Source organism: Mycolicibacterium pulveris (assembly GCF_010725725.1).
Lineage (GTDB): Bacteria > Actinomycetota > Actinomycetes > Mycobacteriales > Mycobacteriaceae > Mycobacterium > Mycobacterium pulveris.
The window spans coordinates 3,075,070-3,090,158 of record NZ_AP022599.1 but is presented as its reverse complement, the minus strand read 5'-3'; the positions used below and the strand labels follow the sequence as shown (position 1 = coordinate 3,090,158).

Below are 15,089 nucleotides of genomic sequence, written 5' to 3'. Positions count from 1 at the left end.
CGATAAACGACATTCAGACCGGAGCCGCCTCAAAATTGGGCCGCTCCGTTATTGCGCGAGGGGGTTCCCCCATGGGCCGCGGCCGGGCTAAGGCAAAGCAGACCAAGGTTGCTCGTGAGCTCAAGTACAGCTCTCCACAAACCGACTTCGAACGGCTTCAGCGAGAGCTGTCGGGAGCACCCGACGACGACCACCTCAACGGCGACGATTGGGCCGACGAGGACGAATGGCGCCCCTAGCCGCCTAGAAGCGCGGGTGACGCCCGACGAGTTTGGCTCGAGGAGCGTCCTTTCCACCCTTCTTGATGGTGCCTAGCGTCCAGCAGGTCAGGTGGCGTGCGGTCAGCACCGCCAGCGCGCGGTCGGTGTCCTCCGGCGCGACGATGGCGGCCATGCCGACACCCATGTTGAACGTCTTCTCCATCTCGGCCCGCTCGATGCGGCCGCGCTGAGCGATCATCCCGAACACCGGTGCGGGTGTCCAAGTGCCCCGGTCGATCTCGGCGACCAGGCCGTGCGGGATGACGCGCTCCAGGTTCCCCGCCAGCCCACCACCGGTGACGTGGCAGAACGTGCGGACCTGGGTTTCGGCGGCCAGCGCCAGGCAGTCCTTGGCGTAGATGCGGGTCGGCTCGAGCAGTTCCTCGCCGAGCGTGCGGCCGAACTCCTCGACGTGGCCGGCCAGGTTCATCCGGTCGATCTCCAGCAGCACCTTGCGCGCCAGCGAGTAGCCGTTGGAGTGCAGCCCGGTGGACGCCATCGCGATGATCACATCGCCCGGCTTGACCCGATCGGGGCCCAGCACGTCGTCGGCCTCCACCACGCCGACCCCGGTGGCCGAGACGTCGTAGTGATCGGGCGCCATCAACCCGGGATGTTCGGCGGTCTCGCCGCCGAGCAGCGCGCAACCGGCCATCACACAGCCGTTGGCGATGCCGCTGACGAGCTCGCTGATCCGCTCGGGCACCGTGCGACCGACCGCGATGTAATCCTGCAGGAACAGCGGTTCCGCGCCGCACACCACCAGGTCGTCGACCACCATCGCGACCAGGTCGATGCCCACGGTGTCGTGCTTGTCCATCGCCTGTGCGACGGCGAGCTTGGTACCGACCCCGTCGGTCGAGCAGGCCAGCACCGGTTCGCGGTAGCCACCGCGCAACGCGAAGAGCCCGGCGAACCCGCCCAGCCCACCCCGGACCTCTGGTCTGGTGGCCTTTTTGGCCAAGGGCTTGAGAAGTTCGACGGCGCGCTCCCCGGCTTCGATATCCACCCCGGCAGACGCGTAGGAGATGCCGACAGGTTCGGCGCGTTCGGTCATCGAGAGCAAGGCTACCGTCGCGGCGCCCGGCGCGGTAACCGCCTTCACAGATACCCTGCACGCGTCCAACCGGCGAAACCGCCGTCGATGTGCCAATCTGACCGGTTATGACACGAGTTCGCTCGGGCGTGATGCCCGCGGTTGCCCTCACGACGGTCGTGGCGGCGTTCAGCGGCGCCCCCTCGGCCGTCGCCACCCCGTCGGTCGGCGTCGAGGCGGTGACCATCTCCGAGGCCACCGTCGACGGCGTCGAATACATCACCCGCGAGATCACCATCGCCCCCGGCGGCAGCACCGGCTGGCACTACCACGACGGCCAGGTCTTCGGCGTCATCCAGGACGGCACGCTGACCCACGACACGGCGAACTGTACGGTCGACGGCATCTATCCGCCGGGTGCGCCGATCAGCGAGGCCAGCGGCCCCGACCACGTCCACATCGGGCGCAACCTCGGGCCGGTTCCGCTGGTGATGGTGGTGGTCTACATCCAGCCGCCAGGCACTCCGCTGTCGGAGGACGCGCCCGATCCGGGCTGCGGGTTTGCCTGACGCCGAAAACGGCGATCCCGCAGGGGTGTCTGACGCGATTCGCTGCCTGGTGACCGGGGCCACCGGCTACATCGGTGGCCGCCTGGTCCCCCTGTTGCTCCACCGCGGACGTGCCGTACGGGCCTTGGCCCGCGACCCCGCCAAACTCGGCGATGTCGGCTGGCGCGGCGACGTCGAGGTGGCGCGTGGAGACCTCGGTGACACCGAGTCGCTGAGCGCGGCATTCGACGGCATGGACGTCGTGTACTACCTCGTGCACTCGATGGGCACCTCGTCGGATTTCGTGGCCGAAGAAGCCCGCTCGGCCCGCAACGTGGTCGAGGCCGCGCGGCGCGCGGGGGTGCGACGCCTGGTCTACCTCGGCGGGCTGCATCCGTCCGGCGTGGAACTCTCCCCGCACCTGCGCTCGCGCACCGCGGTCGGCGACATCCTCATCGAGTCCGGGGTCGAGACGGTGGTGTTGCAGGCCGGCGTCGTGATCGGTTCCGGCTCGGCGTCCTTCGAGCTGATCCGGCATCTGACCAACCGCCTGCCCGCGATGACCGCACCGAAGTGGGTGCACAACAAGGTGCAGCCGATCGCGATCGACGACGTGCTGCACTACCTGGCCGAGGCGGCCGACACCGCGGTGCCGACGTCGCGCACCTGGGACATCGGCGGCCCGGACGTACTCGAGTACGGCGAGGCGATGCAGGTGTACGCCGAGGTGGCCGGGTTGCGGCGGCGGCTGATCGTGGTGCTGCCCTGGCTGACGCCGTCGATCGCGAGCTGGTGGATCGGGCTGGTCACCCCGATGCCCGCCGGGCTGGCGCGTCCGCTCGTCGAATCGCTCGAGTGCGACGCCACCGCGTCCGAGCACGACATCGACAGCGTGATCGCACCTCCGCCTGGCGGCCTGACCGGATATCGGGACGCGGTGGCACGCGCGTTGGAAATCGGTCCGCTACCAAGCGATCCGCGCTGGGCGCACGTCGGCAGGCCCTGACGTCAGGGCCTGCGCAGCGCGGAGACGTTGTCGTTTTCCGCTTGCACCGGAACACCGGTGCGCGCCGCGGTGGCCAGCATGTGCTCGATCACGTTCTTGCCCAACGCCGTCTCACCGGGCAGCTCGATCGGATAGTTGCCGTCGAAGCACGCGCTGCACAGCCGCGAGGCCGGTTGTTCGGTGGCGGCGATCATGCCGTGCTGGGAGATGTAGCCGAGCGTGTCGGCGCCGATCGCGTGGCGCACCGCCTCGAGCATCTCGCCCCCGTTCTCGACCGCGTTGGCGATCAGCTCGGCCGGGGTGGCGAAGTCGATGCCGTAGAAGCACGGCCACTTCACCGGCGGCGAGGCGATGCGCACGTGCACCTCGACGGCGCCGGCCTCGCGCAGCATCCGGACCAGCGCCCGCTGGGTGTTGCCACGCACGATCGAGTCGTCGACGACCACCAACCGCTTGCCGCGGATCACTTCCTTCAGCGGGTTCAGCTTGAGCCGGATGCCCAGCTGACGAATGGTCTGCGACGGCTGGATGAACGTGCGGCCGACGTAGGCGTTCTTGGTCAGCCCCTGCCCGAACGGGATGCCGGATTCCTGCGCGTAGCCGACCGCGGCCGGCGTGCCTGACTCCGGCACACCGATCACCAGGTCGGCGTCCACGGGATGCTCGCGGGCCAGCGCACGGCCGATGTCGACCCTGGTCTTGTGCACCGAGCGGCCGACCAGCGTGCTGTCCGGGCGGGCCAGGTAGACGTACTCGAAGACGCAGCCCTTGGGTTCGGGATTGGCGAACCGGGTGGAGCGCACCCCGTCGGCGTCGATGGCCAGCAGCTCACCGGGTTCGATGTCGCGGACGAACGACGCGCCGACAATGTCGAGCGCCGCCGTCTCCGACGCGACCACCCAGCCGCGGTCCAGCCGGCCCAGCACCAGCGGGCGCACCCCGTACGGGTCGCGCGCCGCGTACAACGTGTTCTCGTCGAGGAACGTCAGGCAGAACGCCCCGCGCACCGTCGGCAGCAGCTCGAGCGCGGCCTGCTCCAGCGTCGCGTCGGCCGCGCCGTGGGCCAGCAGCGCGCCGAGGATGTCGGAGTCGGTGGTGGCGGCGGGTGCGCCGCGGGTGTCCAGCAGCCCGGCCTCGCGGGCCCGGCCCGCCAGCTCGGTGGCGTTGACCAGGTTGCCGTTGTGGCCGAGCGCGACACCGGTGCCCGCCGAGGTGTTACGGAACACCGGCTGGGCGTTCTCCCAGGTCGTGGAGCCGGTCGTGGAGTAGCGGCAGTGCCCGATCGCGACGTGGCCCTCCATGGCGGCCAGCGTCTGCTCGTCGAAAACCTGGCTGACCAGCCCGAGATCCTTGAACACCAGCACCTGCGAACCGTCGGCGACGGCGATACCCGCGGCTTCCTGGCCGCGGTGCTGCAGCGCGTAGAGCCCGTAGTAGGTGAGTTTGGCGACCTCTTCACCCGGCGCCCAGACACCGAAGACGCCGCATTCTTCTCTTGGCTCGGGCTCTGGGCCAGTCACGATAGGGCTGCTCCATCGGGGCGTTGGTGACGTCACCAGCTTACGGGCTCCTGCGCCGAAAGTCGGCATCGCGGCCGAGTGTCACCGGACACATCCGCTCACGTGACCGGCAGCCACTGCTCGATCTCGCCGGCCCGCGCCCCCGACAGTTTCAGCGTGCCGCCTGCGACGGCGTCGGCCACGGTGAGCATCCCGGTGGCCAACAGCAGCCAGGTGCGCGGGTCGGTCTCCACGACGTTGGGTGGGTTGCCCCGCCGGTGGGCGGGACCCGCAACGCACTGCACCGCAACGAAAGGCGGCACCCGGACCTCCACGCTCGACCCGGGCGCCGTCGCCGCCAACGTGCGGGCGGTCAACCGCACCGCCTCCGCCAACTCGCCGCGCGTCGGCGCCGGTCGGGACTCGTTGCGCAGCCACTCCAGCACCGCGGTCACAGCGGTACGCGTCTTCGCTGGATCGACACCACGACGGCCGGCCATACCCTAGATTCTCAAAGTGTCCATCGACCGCCACAATCCGCCGTACAAGGTGGCGGGTGCAAGCCTGGTCATCATTGCCGCGATCGCGGCAAGCCTCATCTACCTGCAGTTTCGTGGCGACCTGACGCCGAAGGCCGAGTTGACCGTCGTGTCGAACCGGGCGGGTCTGGTGGTCGAGCGCGGCGCGAAGGTGACCTACAACGGCGTGGAGATCGGCCGGGTCGTCCGCATCGGCTTGGTCGACGACGGCACTGCGACGGCCGGTCTCACCCTTGACGTCGACCCGCGCTACCTCGCGGTGATTCCGGCCAACGTGCACGCCGACATCCGCGCGACGACGGTGTTCGGCAACAAGTACGTGTCGTTGGCCGCGCCAAAAGACCCTTCCCGCGAACGGATTTCGGAGCACGGCGTGATCACGGCCACCGCGGTGACCACCGAGTTCAACACGCTGTTCGAGACGGTGACCGAGATCGCCGAGCAGGTCGACCCGGTCAAGCTGAACCAGACACTGGCCGCGACGGCCGAGGCGCTGACCGGGCTTGGCCACCGGTTCGGCGAGTCCCTCATCGACGGCAACGACATCTTGGCCGACCTCAACGCCCGGATGCCGCACATCCGCGACGACACCCGCCTGCTCGCTGACCTCGGCGAGGTGTACGCCGACGCGTCGCCGGATCTGTGGGACGGGCTCGAGCACGCGGCGACGTCGGCGGCCACGGTCAACGAGCACCGCAACGAACTGGACGCGGCGCTGATGGCGGCGTTGGGGTTCGGCGACGTCGGCGCCGACACCTTCGAACGCAGCGGGCCGTACCTCGTGCGTGGCACCGCCGACCTGCTGCCGACCAGCAAGCTCCTCGACGACTACCGCGGCATGCTGCTGTGCAGCATCCGCACCGCCTACGAGATGGAGGAGGTGGTGGCGCGTACGCTCGGCGGCAACGGCTACTCGTTGGCCACCTCGTCGGGCACCATCGCCGGCGCAGCCAACCCCTACATTTATCCCGACAACCTGCCGCGGGTGAACGCCCGCGGCGGGCCGGAAGGCCGGCCCGGCTGCTGGCAGAAGATCACCCGGGAGCTGTGGCCGGCACCGTATCTGGTGATGGACACCGGCGCCAGCATCGCCCCCTACAACCACCTCGAGCTCGGCCAGCCGATGTACATCGAGTACGTGTGGGGCCGCCAGGTCGGCGAGCTCACGATCAACCCGTAACGGTTATTCCGGCGACCAGACGTGAAAACCCCCTTTTTCACCCGCTTTTGGGGGTGTTGGCGTCTGCTCGCGCCCATAGGGCCGCCACCGCGCCGGCTTCGTTGATAGCCAGATGCGCGAGCATCGGCGCGAGCAGGCTGCCCGCGCGGTCGTGCAGCCACCCGAACAGCCAGCCGGCCGCGCCGGTGATCAGCACGGTGGGCAGCACGGGCATGCTGGTGCCGCGCGCGTCAGCGATGTGGGACAGCCCGAACGCCGCCGACTGAAGCAGCCTCCCGCCGCCCGGCCCAAACGCCTCGGCGGCAACGGTGCCGAGCGCGCCGCGATAGGCCGCCTCCTCCGACCACACCGTGCCCAGCGGTATCCCGACCAGCAGCCAGCGCAGCACCCCGTCGGGCAGGGCACGGCCGCTGAGTTCCGTACGCGCCCGCGGCAACGCGGTCGTGGCGGCGACGCCGGCGGACACCGAAGCGGCCGTGGCCGCCCCGAGCCGCAGCCCCGACCACAGTTGCGGCGGCTTCAGTCCCAGCGGGGCCCCGCTGAGCATTGCGAGCGTCGTCGCGACGACGGTGTGCGGCACGGGATGCCAGCGCGACGGGAACCGGGGCACCACCAGACCCCACCCGACCAGCCCGGCCGCCAGGCCCAGCGCCGCGGCACGCTTGCCGGCACTCACTTCACGAGGTCCTCTGCCGCCGCGATGGCCTTGCGCATCGCGACGCGGAGTCGTTCGGTGTCCTCGGGTGTCCAGCCCTCGGGCGGGGCGACAGCCACCCAGCCGTCGAGGATGTACTCGCCGTAGTTGTGGCCGTGCCCGTCCGGCACCGAGCTCGCGTTGGTCATATCCGCGGCGACCTGCCAGAACGTCACGATCGGGTACCACCGCATCGACGGGCTGCGGTCGAGCCCCGGCGGCTCCTTGAGCCAGTCGGGCCGGGTGAACAACAGATCCTCGGACCACCACACGATCGGATCGGAAGGATGCTGCAAGAACAGCACCCTGGTGCCCTCCCACGGCTCCTCGGTGACCTTGGCGATCTGGGCGGTGTCGATGGCCTGCGAGAACCGCACCGTGCGGCCGTTGTCGTAGCGCGGCTGCACCTCGGGTGTGCCGGGGTCGCGCCCTGCGATCAACGCCTTCCACAGCGGGCTGGCGTTCGGCGGGCCCACCCACAGCACCGAGGAGAAACCCATCCGCGAGATGTCGGGCAGCCAGCCGAACGCGCCCTGACCGGCCATCGAGCCGAGGCTTTCGCCGTACAGCATGAGTTTCGGTCGCCGGTCCGGCGGCAGCTGCGCCCACCGCTTGTGCACGGCGTCGATCATCATGCGCCCGGATTTCATCGACTTTTCCTGGTCACCGAGAAACGAGATCCAGCTCGGCAGAAAGGAATACTGCGACGCGACCAGCGCGGTGTCGCCGTTGTACATCATCTCCACCGCGCGTGCGGAGATGGGGTTGACCCACCCCGTGCCGGTGGTGGGGATGATCACCAGCACTTCGCGGTCGAACGCGCCGGTGCGTTCGAGTTCGCTCATCAGCACGGCTATCCGCTGCTCGTCGGTGTCGGCGGTCTGCAGGCCGACGTAGACGCGGATCGGCACCTGGGCCGGGGCGCCGTTGAGCCGCGTCAACTCGTCGACGTCCGGGCCGGTGCCGACGAAGTTGCGGCCCTGATACCCCAACGTGTCCCACGCGGCGAAAGACTCCGGGCTGCCTGATCTTTCGGGTTCCAGCGGCTGGGTGATGCCCGCTCGGGTGGTGGTGTTCTGCGGCTGGAACACCCGGTTGGCGCCGGCCAGGAAGCCGCGGATGAGCACGCCGTTGACCAGCAGGATGACCAGCACGACGACGATCGCCGTCCCGATGAACAGGGCCACTTCGTCGTTGAGGCGCCAGCGCCGGATGAAGAACCGCGCCATGGTCTTGATCACGTCGAGCACCACGCGGGACGCGGCCACCAGCGCGGCGCTGGCGAGGACCGCCGCGGTCAGCGTGCGCAGATAGGCCGGTGTCTCGGGTCCCTCGATGCCCATGACCGCCGAAATCTGTCGCTGCCAGGCCGCCGCGGGAATCAGCATCAGCAGGCAGGCCCCCGCCGACCCGACGACGACCACGGTCTTGAGCACCCACAGCACCCGCTTCGGCGGCGGCCACCACGACCGGCCCCGTAACACGAAGCGGCGCACCATGCTTCCGACGAACACCCCGATGCCGTAGCCGATCGCGGCGTTGAGACCACCGGTCAGCCCCTGAAACAGCCAGTCGCGCGGCAGCAACGACGGGGTCAGCGACAGGCAGAAGAACAGCGCGCCGAACGCGATGCCGACGAAGTCGAGCCGAATCAGGCGCCAAGCCCAGATGTACAGCGGATGTCGTTCGCGATCGGTGCGCTGTGTCACCCGAACAACCTGGGAAGCACACTTTCCGACGTGCTCCGCAGGTCCTCCAGGCTGACCGTGAACAGGCCCTGCACCTGAACGTCTTGGCTGCCCTGGTCCACGACCCCGATCCGGGTCGCGGGCAACCCGCGCGCCTCACACATCGCCCGGAACCGGCTCTCCTCGGTGCGCGGTACCGCGACGAGCACCCGCCCCGCCGACTCGGAGAACAGCGTGACGAAAGGATCGGCACCCTCGGGAAGTACGATGCGGCAACCGGTTTCCCCGGCCAGCGCCGACTCGACCACGGCCTGGATCAAGCCGCCTTCGGACAGGTCGTGGGCCGCCGACACCAACCCGTCGCGTGATGCGGCGGCGAGCACCTCGGCGAGCAGCTTCTCGCGCTCCAGATCCACGCGCGGCGGCACCCCGCCGAGGTGGTCGGCGGTGACCTGCGCCCAGATCGAGCCGTCGAACTCGTCGTGGGTGTCGCCGAGCAGGATCAGCGTTTCACCGGGCTCGGCGCCGAAGCCGGTCGGGATCCGGCGCTGGACGTCATCGATCACGCCGAGCACGCCGACCACCGGCGTCGGCAGGATCGCCGTCGACCCGGTCTGGTTGTAGAAGCTGACGTTGCCGCCGGTGACCGGAATACCAAGCGCGACACAGCCGTCGGCCAGGCCGCGCACCGCCTCGCTGAACTGCCACATCACCCCGGGATCTTCCGGCGAACCGAAGTTGAGGCAGTTGGTCACCGCCACCGGGGTGGCGCCGGTGACGGCGACGTTGCGGTAGGCCTCGGCCAGCGCCAGCTGCGCGCCGGTGTAAGGGTCGAGCGCGGTGTAGCGGCCCGACGCGTCGGTCGACACCGCGATGCCGCGACCGGTCGCCTCGTCGACGCGCAACACACCGCCGTCGGCGTTCTCGGCGAGCACGGTGTTGCCCCGCACATAGCGGTCGTACTGCTCGGTGATGAACGCGCGGCTGCACAGATGCGGACTGCCCAGCACCGCAAGCAAAGTCGCCTTCAGCTCCTCGCCCGTGGCCGGGCGCGGCAGCTTCGCGGTGGTGTCGGCGTTCAACGCGTCCTGGGTGTCGGGGCGCTGTACCGGGCGCTCGTAGACCGGGCCCTGGTGCGCCACCGTGCGCGGGGGCACGTCGACGACGGTGTGACCGTGCCAGGTGATCTTGAGCCGGTCCCCCTCGGTCACCTCGCCGATGACGGTGGCCAGCACGTCCCATTTGCGGCAGACCTCGAGGAACTTCTCCACGTTCTCCGGCGCCACGACAGCGCACATGCGTTCCTGCGACTCGCTGGACAGGATCTCCGCCGGGGTCATGTTGGGGGTGCGCAGCGGCACCTTTTCCAACTCGATCGTCATCCCGCCGTCGCCGGCCGACGCGAGCTCAGAAGTGGCACAGGACAATCCGGCGCCACCGAGGTCCTGGATGCCGACCACCAGGTCGTTGGCGTACAGCTCCAGGCAGCACTCGATGAGCACCTTCTCCATGAACGGGTCGCCCACCTGCACGCTCGGCAGCTTCTTGCGGCCGGGCCCGCTCTCGTCGCCGCCGAAGGTCTCGGAGGCCAGCACCGACACGCCGCCGATACCGTCGAGGCCGGTGCGCGCGCCGAACAGGATGATCTTGTTGCCCGTACCCGAGGCGAACGCCAGGTGCAGGTCCTCCTTGCGCAGCACCCCGACGCACAGCGCGTTGACCAACGGGTTGCCGGCATAGGAGGCGTCGAACACCGTTTCGCCGCCGATGTTGGGCAGGCCCAGCGAATTTCCGTACCCCCCGATGCCGCGCACGACGCCGTCCAGCACGCGGCGGGTGTCGGGCGCGTCAGCAGGGCCGAACCGGAGCTGGTCCATCACCGCGACCGGTCGCGCGCCCATCGCCATGATGTCGCGGACGATGCCGCCGACGCCGGTGGCCGCACCCTGGTACGGCTCGATGTAGGACGGGTGGTTGTGCGATTCGACCTTGAAGGTGGCCGCCCAGCCGTCGCCGATGTCCACCACGCCTGCGTTCTCACCGATACCGGCCAGCATCGACGCGCGCATCTCCTCGGTGGTGGTCTCGCCGAAGTAGCGCAGGTGCACCTTGGAGGACTTGTAGGAGCAGTGTTCGCTCCACATCACCGAGTACATCGCCAGCTCGGCGTCGGTCGGCCGACGGCCCAAAATCTCGCGGATCCGCTGATATTCGTCGTCTTTGAGGCCGAGTTCGCGGAACGGCTGCGGGTGTTCTGGGGTGGCGGCGGCGTGGTCGACGGTGTCGACCTCAGAAGAGAGCCCGGACGTCACGCCACCAGTCTAGTTTGGGGCGCCACCGGCAGCCTTCCGACATGTGTTTCCGCGCGGGCTCGGCGGGTAGCCCCCACTACGTCACGCAAAAGAAAGGAAGGTGACACATGACCACGATGTCGGAGTCCGGCCACGTGACCGGCACCAAAGACAAGGATTACAACCTCATCTGGTTCACCGAGCAGTGCCTCAGCAACGCGCTGAAGATGGAGACGTTCATCGAAGACGCCAAGCGTGACGGCGACAACGCGGTGGTGGAGCTGTTCTTGAAGGCTCAAGCCGACAGCCGCAAGGGCGCCGAGATGGCCAAGGAACTGCTCGCGCAGCGGCTCGGCTGACCTGGGTCAGCCTGTCGCACCGATACAGAACGCGTTGCCCGCGGGATCGGCGAGCACCACCCAGCTGAAGTCCGCACCGAAGCTGTGCCTGCCGGTTTCGCGGGCACCCAACCCGACCAGCCGCTTCACCTCCGCCTCCACGTCGTCCGCGGTCAAGTCGAGGTGCATCTTGTTCTTGCCCGGCGTCGGATCGGGCACCCGCTGAAAGCCCAGCGTCGGCGCGCCCGCGCGGGTGACCGTCACGAATTCCCCTGGCGCGAAGGCCGTTACTTCGCCCTGCACCGCCTGCGCCCACCACCGGGCCAGCTCGTCGGGATCGTCGCAGTCCAGCGTGACCATCTCCACGTTGAGAGCCATACGCGAAACCCTACGGATTACCTGCCGGGTAATTGAAACGACCCCGGCGGGCCCGCAGGCTGATGCCATGACAGCTACCCACACTCCACCGAAGTTCAGCGCCGACATCTGGGCGGCCTTCTGGGCCGCACCGGACCCGTCGCTGATCCAGGACATCCTCGCCGACGACGTCGTCGGGTACTGGCAGGGCGACCCGACACCGGTGCGCGGGCGGGAGGCCTACGTCGGCAAGATCACCGAGCTCGTGGCCACCATTCCCGATCTGCGGCTGCAGCTGGTCGACAGCGCGACCGTGCCGGGCAGCGCCGCCGGCGAACAGCTGGTGTTCCTGCACTACACCGGCCAGGGCACCGGGCCCGACGGCCGGTTCGTGATCCGGGGGCTGGACCGGGTCCGCACCCGCGACGGCGTCGTGGTGGAAAACGTGATCCGCTACGACGAGGTCGACGCCGCCTGAGCCGGAATCAGGCCGGCGCCAGAAACGCCTGCAGCGCCGCGGAGTAGGCCGCGACGTCCCCGGCGCCCATCACCTCGCGCGCCGAATGCATGGCCAGCTGGGGCGCGCCCACGTCGACGGTCGGGATGCCGGTGCGCGCCGAGGTCATCGGCCCGATCGTCGATCCGCACGGCAGATCCGCGCGGTGTTCGTACCGCTGCAGCGGCACCCCGGCCTGCGCGCAGGCCAGCGCGAACGCCGCGGCCGTGCGTCCGTCGGTGGCGTAGCGCAGGTTCGGCTGCACCTTGAGCACCGGCCCGGCGTTGACCTCGATGAGGTGGCCGGGTTCGTGGCGTTCGGGGTAGTTGGGGTGGGTGGCGTGGGCCATGTCGCCGGAGGCCACCATCGAGCCCGGCAGCCGCCGCAGGAACTCCTCGCGTCCGCCGCCCTCGCTGAGCGTGATGCGCTCCAGCACGGTGAGCAGCAGATCGGACTGGGCACCGTGCGCGGACTGCGAGCCGACCTCCTCGTGGTCGAACAACACCAGCACCGGCAGATACCCGCGCGACCCCGACTCCGCAGCCGCCAGAAACGCCTCGAGCCCGGCGTAGCAGGAGGCCTGGTTGTCCAGCCGCGGCGCACTGAGCAGCTCGCCGTCGGCCCCGATCAGCCGTGCCGGCGTCAGATCGTGGGTCATCAGGTCCGCGCCGAGCACGTCGGCCGGGTCGATGCCGGCGCGCTGCGCGACGTAGCCCAGAAACGACCGCGTCTCGCCGCCCACCCCCCAGACCGCGTTGACGTGCCGCTGCGGGTCCAGCGCGACGGCCTTGCGGTCTTCGGCCAGGTGGATGGCCAACTGCGGCACCCGCAGGATCGGCTCGTCGATCCGGACCAGCGAGTGCACCAGCCGGTCCCCCTCGTACACCGACAGCCGGCCGCTGATGCCAAGGTCGCGGTCCAGCCAGGAGTTCAGCCACGCCCCGCCGTAGGGTTGCAGCGCGACCACCCGCCAACCGGCGACGACCCGGTCGGGGTGCTGTTTGACGCGCAGGTTGGGGCTGTCGGTGTGGGCGCCGACGATGCGGAACGGCAGCCCGGGCGCGCCGGTCTGCCACGCGATCAACGAGCCGGCCCGCACGCTGAAGAAGCGCCCCTCGGTCGGCCAGGCGTCCTCTTCGGAGAGTTCGCGAAACCCCGCCGCGCGCAACCGCTCGGCCACCGTCGCGCAGACGTGGTACGGCGACGGTGACGCGTCGATGAACTCGCACAGGCCCTGCGGACTTGCAGACATAGTTATCCATCTTTGCCGACGCGACCACGTTAAGGTCAAACACGTGCCCGATCCCCTACCGCAACCCGTACTGGCGCCGCTGACACCCGCGGCCATTTTTCTGGTGGCGACCATCGAGGAAGGTGGCGAGCAATCGGTGCACGACGCGCTGCCCGACATCTCGGGTCTGGTGCGCGCGATCGGATTTCGCGACCCGACCAAGAACCTGTCGGTGGTGACGTCGATCGGCTCCGACGCCTGGGACCGGCTGTTCTCCGGTCCCAGGCCCGCCGAACTGCATCCGTTCAAAGAGCTCGACGGCCCCCGCCACCGCGCCCCGTCCACCCCCGGAGACCTGTTGTTTCACATCAGGGCCGAGTCGATGGATGTGTGCTTCGAGTTGGCGAGCCGGCTCATCGACGCGGCCGACGGTGCGCTGCATGTCGTCGACGAAGTGCACGGTTTCCGGTTTTTCGACAACCGCGACCTGCTGGGGTTCGTCGACGGCACCGAGAACCCCGACGGCCCGCTGGCCCGCAGCGCAACGCAGATCGGTGACGAGGACCCCGATTTCGCGGGCGGCTGCTATGTGCATGTGCAGAAGTACGTGCACGACATGGAAGCCTGGAACGCGCTGCCCACGTCCGAGCAGGAACGGGTCATCGGCCGCACCAAACAGGACGACATCGAGCTCAGCGACGCGATGAAGCCCGCGAATTCCCATGTGGCCCTGAACGTCGTCGAGGACGACGAGGGCAACGAGCTCAAGATCGTGCGGCACAACATGCCGTTCGGCGAGGTCGGCAAGGGCGAGTTCGGCACCTATTTCATCGGTTACTCCCGCACGCCCGAGGTCACCGAGCGGATGCTGGAGAACATGTTTCTCGGCGATCCACCGGGCAACACCGACCGCATCCTGGACTTCTCCACCGCGGTCACCGGCACGCTGTTCTTCACCCCGATCGTCGATTTCCTCAACGACCCACCGCCGCTTCCGGATTCACCGGCGACCGAGGAGGCCCCGCCTCCTGAGGTGGTAAGCCCGGTCGACTATGACGGCTCACTAGGCATCGGCAGCCTGAAAGGAACCCCATGAACAACCTGTATCGCGACCTCGCTCCGATCACCGAGTTGGCCTGGGCCGAAATCGAACTGGAGGCAAGCCGGACGTTCCGCCGGCACATCGCCGGACGGCGCGTCGTCGACGTCAGCGAGCCGGGCGGCCCCGTGGTGGCCGCGGTCAGCACCGGGCATCTGCGCGACGTGGCGCCGCCCGGGGAGGGTGTGGTGGCCCACTTGCGTGAGAGCCAGCCGCTGGTGCGGCTGCGGGTGCCGTTCACGGTGACGCGGTCGGCGATCGACGACGTCGAGCGCGGCTCGCAGGACTCCGACTGGGATCCGGTCAAGGAGGCCGCCCAGAAGCTGGCGTTCGTCGAGGACCGGGCGATCTTCGAGGGTTACGAGGCCGCGTCCATCGAGGGCATCCGCAGGTGCAGCTCCAACCCGGCGCTCGCGCTGCCCGACGATCCCCGCGACTTCGCCGACGTCATCGCCCAGGCCCTCTCGGAGCTGCGGTTGGCCGGCGTCGGGGGGCCGTATTCGGTGCTGCTGTCGGCAGAGGCCTACACCAAGGTCAGCGAGACCACCGAACACGGCTATCCGATCCGCGAGCACCTCAACCGGCTGATCGGCGGCGGCGACATCATCTGGGCGCCCGCCATCGACGGCGCGTTCGTGCTGTCCACGCGCGGGGGCGATTTCGACCTGCAGATCGGCACCGACGTGTCGATCGGGTATCTGTCGCACGACGCCGGGACCGTGCAGCTCTACCTCGAGGAGACGCTGACGTTCCTGTGCTACACCTCGGAGGCCTCGGTCGCCCTGAGCGCCGACTGACCTCCCTATTCGCCGCGAGCGTGCGTGTCA

16 protein-coding genes are annotated in these 15,089 nt (G+C 69.1%); 8 read left to right on the top strand and 8 right to left on the bottom strand.

Annotation, left to right across the window (positions count from 1 at the left end; translation table 11 throughout):
- Positions 1-71 precede the first annotated feature (71 nt).
- Positions 72-239: a DUF3073 domain-containing protein gene (locus G6N28_RS14985; protein WP_082933132.1), complete on the top strand. Its 168-nt coding sequence runs from the start codon at positions 72-74 to the stop codon at positions 237-239.
- A gap of 4 nt (positions 240-243) precedes the next feature.
- Here the strand turns inward: G6N28_RS14985 and purM are convergent, their stop codons facing one another.
- Complete coding sequence (purM, locus tag G6N28_RS14980) at positions 244-1,317, bottom strand: phosphoribosylformylglycinamidine cyclo-ligase (RefSeq protein ID WP_163901508.1); 1,074 nt, start codon at positions 1,315-1,317, stop codon at positions 244-246.
- Positions 1,318-1,424: 107 nt separating this feature from the next.
- Between purM and G6N28_RS14975 the strand changes: the two genes are divergently transcribed.
- A complete protein-coding gene (locus G6N28_RS14975) occupies positions 1,425-1,865 on the top strand; it encodes a cupin domain-containing protein (protein ID WP_163901506.1) in 441 nt (146 codons plus the stop codon).
- Positions 1,866-1,890: 25 nt separating this feature from the next.
- Positions 1,891-2,850, top strand: coding sequence for an NAD(P)H-binding protein (locus G6N28_RS14970; RefSeq protein ID WP_163906272.1), 960 nt, complete (start codon positions 1,891-1,893; stop codon positions 2,848-2,850).
- A 2-nt stretch (positions 2,851-2,852) separates the two neighbouring features.
- Here G6N28_RS14970 and purF read toward each other — a convergent pair whose 3' ends face one another.
- Complete coding sequence (gene purF / locus G6N28_RS14965; protein ID WP_163901504.1) at positions 2,853-4,370, bottom strand: amidophosphoribosyltransferase; 1,518 nt, start codon at positions 4,368-4,370, stop codon at positions 2,853-2,855.
- Between the two features lie 98 nt (positions 4,371-4,468).
- Positions 4,469-4,849 carry a sterol carrier family protein gene (locus G6N28_RS14960; protein ID WP_163901502.1) on the bottom strand — a complete coding sequence of 127 codons (381 nt, stop codon included), beginning with the start codon at positions 4,847-4,849 and terminating at the stop codon, positions 4,469-4,471.
- A gap of 16 nt (positions 4,850-4,865) precedes the next feature.
- Between G6N28_RS14960 and G6N28_RS14955 the strand changes: the two genes are divergently transcribed.
- Complete coding sequence (locus G6N28_RS14955; protein ID WP_163901500.1) at positions 4,866-6,068, top strand: MCE family protein; 1,203 nt, start codon at positions 4,866-4,868, stop codon at positions 6,066-6,068.
- Between the two features lie 37 nt (positions 6,069-6,105).
- Here G6N28_RS14955 and G6N28_RS14950 read toward each other — a convergent pair whose 3' ends face one another.
- From G6N28_RS14950 to purL, 3 genes are read right to left on the bottom strand one after another with little or no spacing between them, the layout of a single operon-like run.
- Complete coding sequence (locus G6N28_RS14950) at positions 6,106-6,744, bottom strand: Rv0804 family intramembrane glutamic endopeptidase (RefSeq protein WP_235674580.1); 639 nt, start codon at positions 6,742-6,744, stop codon at positions 6,106-6,108.
- Positions 6,741-8,471 carry an alpha/beta hydrolase gene (locus tag G6N28_RS14945; protein ID WP_235674579.1) on the bottom strand — a complete coding sequence of 577 codons (1,731 nt, stop codon included), beginning with the start codon at positions 8,469-8,471 and terminating at the stop codon, positions 6,741-6,743. Before G6N28_RS14945 ends, G6N28_RS14950 begins: the two co-directional genes overlap by 4 nt.
- Positions 8,468-10,762, bottom strand: a complete 2,295-nt coding sequence (gene purL, locus G6N28_RS14940; protein ID WP_163901498.1) for a phosphoribosylformylglycinamidine synthase subunit PurL — start codon at positions 10,760-10,762, stop codon at positions 8,468-8,470. The genes G6N28_RS14945 and purL overlap by 4 nt, the downstream gene beginning before the upstream one ends.
- 107 nt (positions 10,763-10,869) lie before the next feature.
- On the opposite strand from purL, the gene G6N28_RS14935 reads away from it, so the two are divergent.
- Positions 10,870-11,100 carry a hypothetical protein gene (locus G6N28_RS14935; RefSeq protein ID WP_163901496.1) on the top strand — a complete coding sequence of 77 codons (231 nt, stop codon included), beginning with the start codon at positions 10,870-10,872 and terminating at the stop codon, positions 11,098-11,100.
- A gap of 6 nt (positions 11,101-11,106) precedes the next feature.
- Here the strand turns inward: G6N28_RS14935 and G6N28_RS14930 are convergent, their stop codons facing one another.
- Entirely contained in the window at positions 11,107-11,457 is a 351-nt protein-coding gene (locus G6N28_RS14930) for a VOC family protein (RefSeq protein WP_163901494.1), read from the bottom strand.
- A gap of 67 nt (positions 11,458-11,524) precedes the next feature.
- Between G6N28_RS14930 and G6N28_RS14925 the strand changes: the two genes are divergently transcribed.
- Positions 11,525-11,914, top strand: a complete 390-nt coding sequence (locus tag G6N28_RS14925; protein WP_163901492.1) for a nuclear transport factor 2 family protein — start codon at positions 11,525-11,527, stop codon at positions 11,912-11,914.
- Positions 11,915-11,921: 7 nt separating this feature from the next.
- Here G6N28_RS14925 and G6N28_RS14920 read toward each other — a convergent pair whose 3' ends face one another.
- The gene (locus G6N28_RS14920; RefSeq protein ID WP_163901490.1) at positions 11,922-13,184 is read right to left on the bottom strand and encodes a M18 family aminopeptidase; all 1,263 of its coding nucleotides are present in this window, start codon (positions 13,182-13,184) and stop codon (positions 11,922-11,924) included.
- Positions 13,185-13,227: 43 nt separating this feature from the next.
- Here G6N28_RS14920 and G6N28_RS14915 point away from each other — a divergent pair, with 43 nt between their 5' ends.
- Positions 13,228-14,259 (top strand): Dyp-type peroxidase, encoded by a 1,032-nt coding sequence (locus tag G6N28_RS14915; RefSeq protein WP_163901488.1) that lies wholly within the window; start codon positions 13,228-13,230, stop codon positions 14,257-14,259.
- Complete coding sequence (locus G6N28_RS14910; protein WP_163901486.1) at positions 14,256-15,059, top strand: family 1 encapsulin nanocompartment shell protein; 804 nt, start codon at positions 14,256-14,258, stop codon at positions 15,057-15,059. Before G6N28_RS14915 ends, G6N28_RS14910 begins: the two co-directional genes overlap by 4 nt.
- Positions 15,060-15,089: the final 30 nt, after the last annotated feature.

Excerpts from the sequence above, each read along its gene's own strand:
- G6N28_RS14985 (WP_082933132.1), top strand. The coding sequence starts at position 72 with ATGGGCCGCGGCCGGGCTAAGGCAAAGCAGACCAAGGTTGCTCGTGAG.
- G6N28_RS14925 (WP_163901492.1), top strand. The coding sequence starts at position 11,525 with ATGACAGCTACCCACACTCCACCGAAGTTCAGCGCCGACATCTGGGCG.
- G6N28_RS14935 (WP_163901496.1), top strand. The coding sequence starts at position 10,870 with ATGACCACGATGTCGGAGTCCGGCCACGTGACCGGCACCAAAGACAAG.
- G6N28_RS14920 (WP_163901490.1), bottom strand. The coding sequence starts at position 13,184 with ATGTCTGCAAGTCCGCAGGGCCTGTGCGAGTTCATCGACGCGTCACCG.
- G6N28_RS14960 (WP_163901502.1), bottom strand. The coding sequence starts at position 4,849 with ATGGCCGGCCGTCGTGGTGTCGATCCAGCGAAGACGCGTACCGCTGTG.
- G6N28_RS14910 (WP_163901486.1), top strand. The coding sequence starts at position 14,256 with ATGAACAACCTGTATCGCGACCTCGCTCCGATCACCGAGTTGGCCTGG.
- G6N28_RS14975 (WP_163901506.1), top strand. The coding sequence starts at position 1,425 with ATGACACGAGTTCGCTCGGGCGTGATGCCCGCGGTTGCCCTCACGACG.
- purM (WP_163901508.1), bottom strand. The coding sequence starts at position 1,317 with ATGACCGAACGCGCCGAACCTGTCGGCATCTCCTACGCGTCTGCCGGG.
- G6N28_RS14930 (WP_163901494.1), bottom strand. The coding sequence starts at position 11,457 with ATGGCTCTCAACGTGGAGATGGTCACGCTGGACTGCGACGATCCCGAC.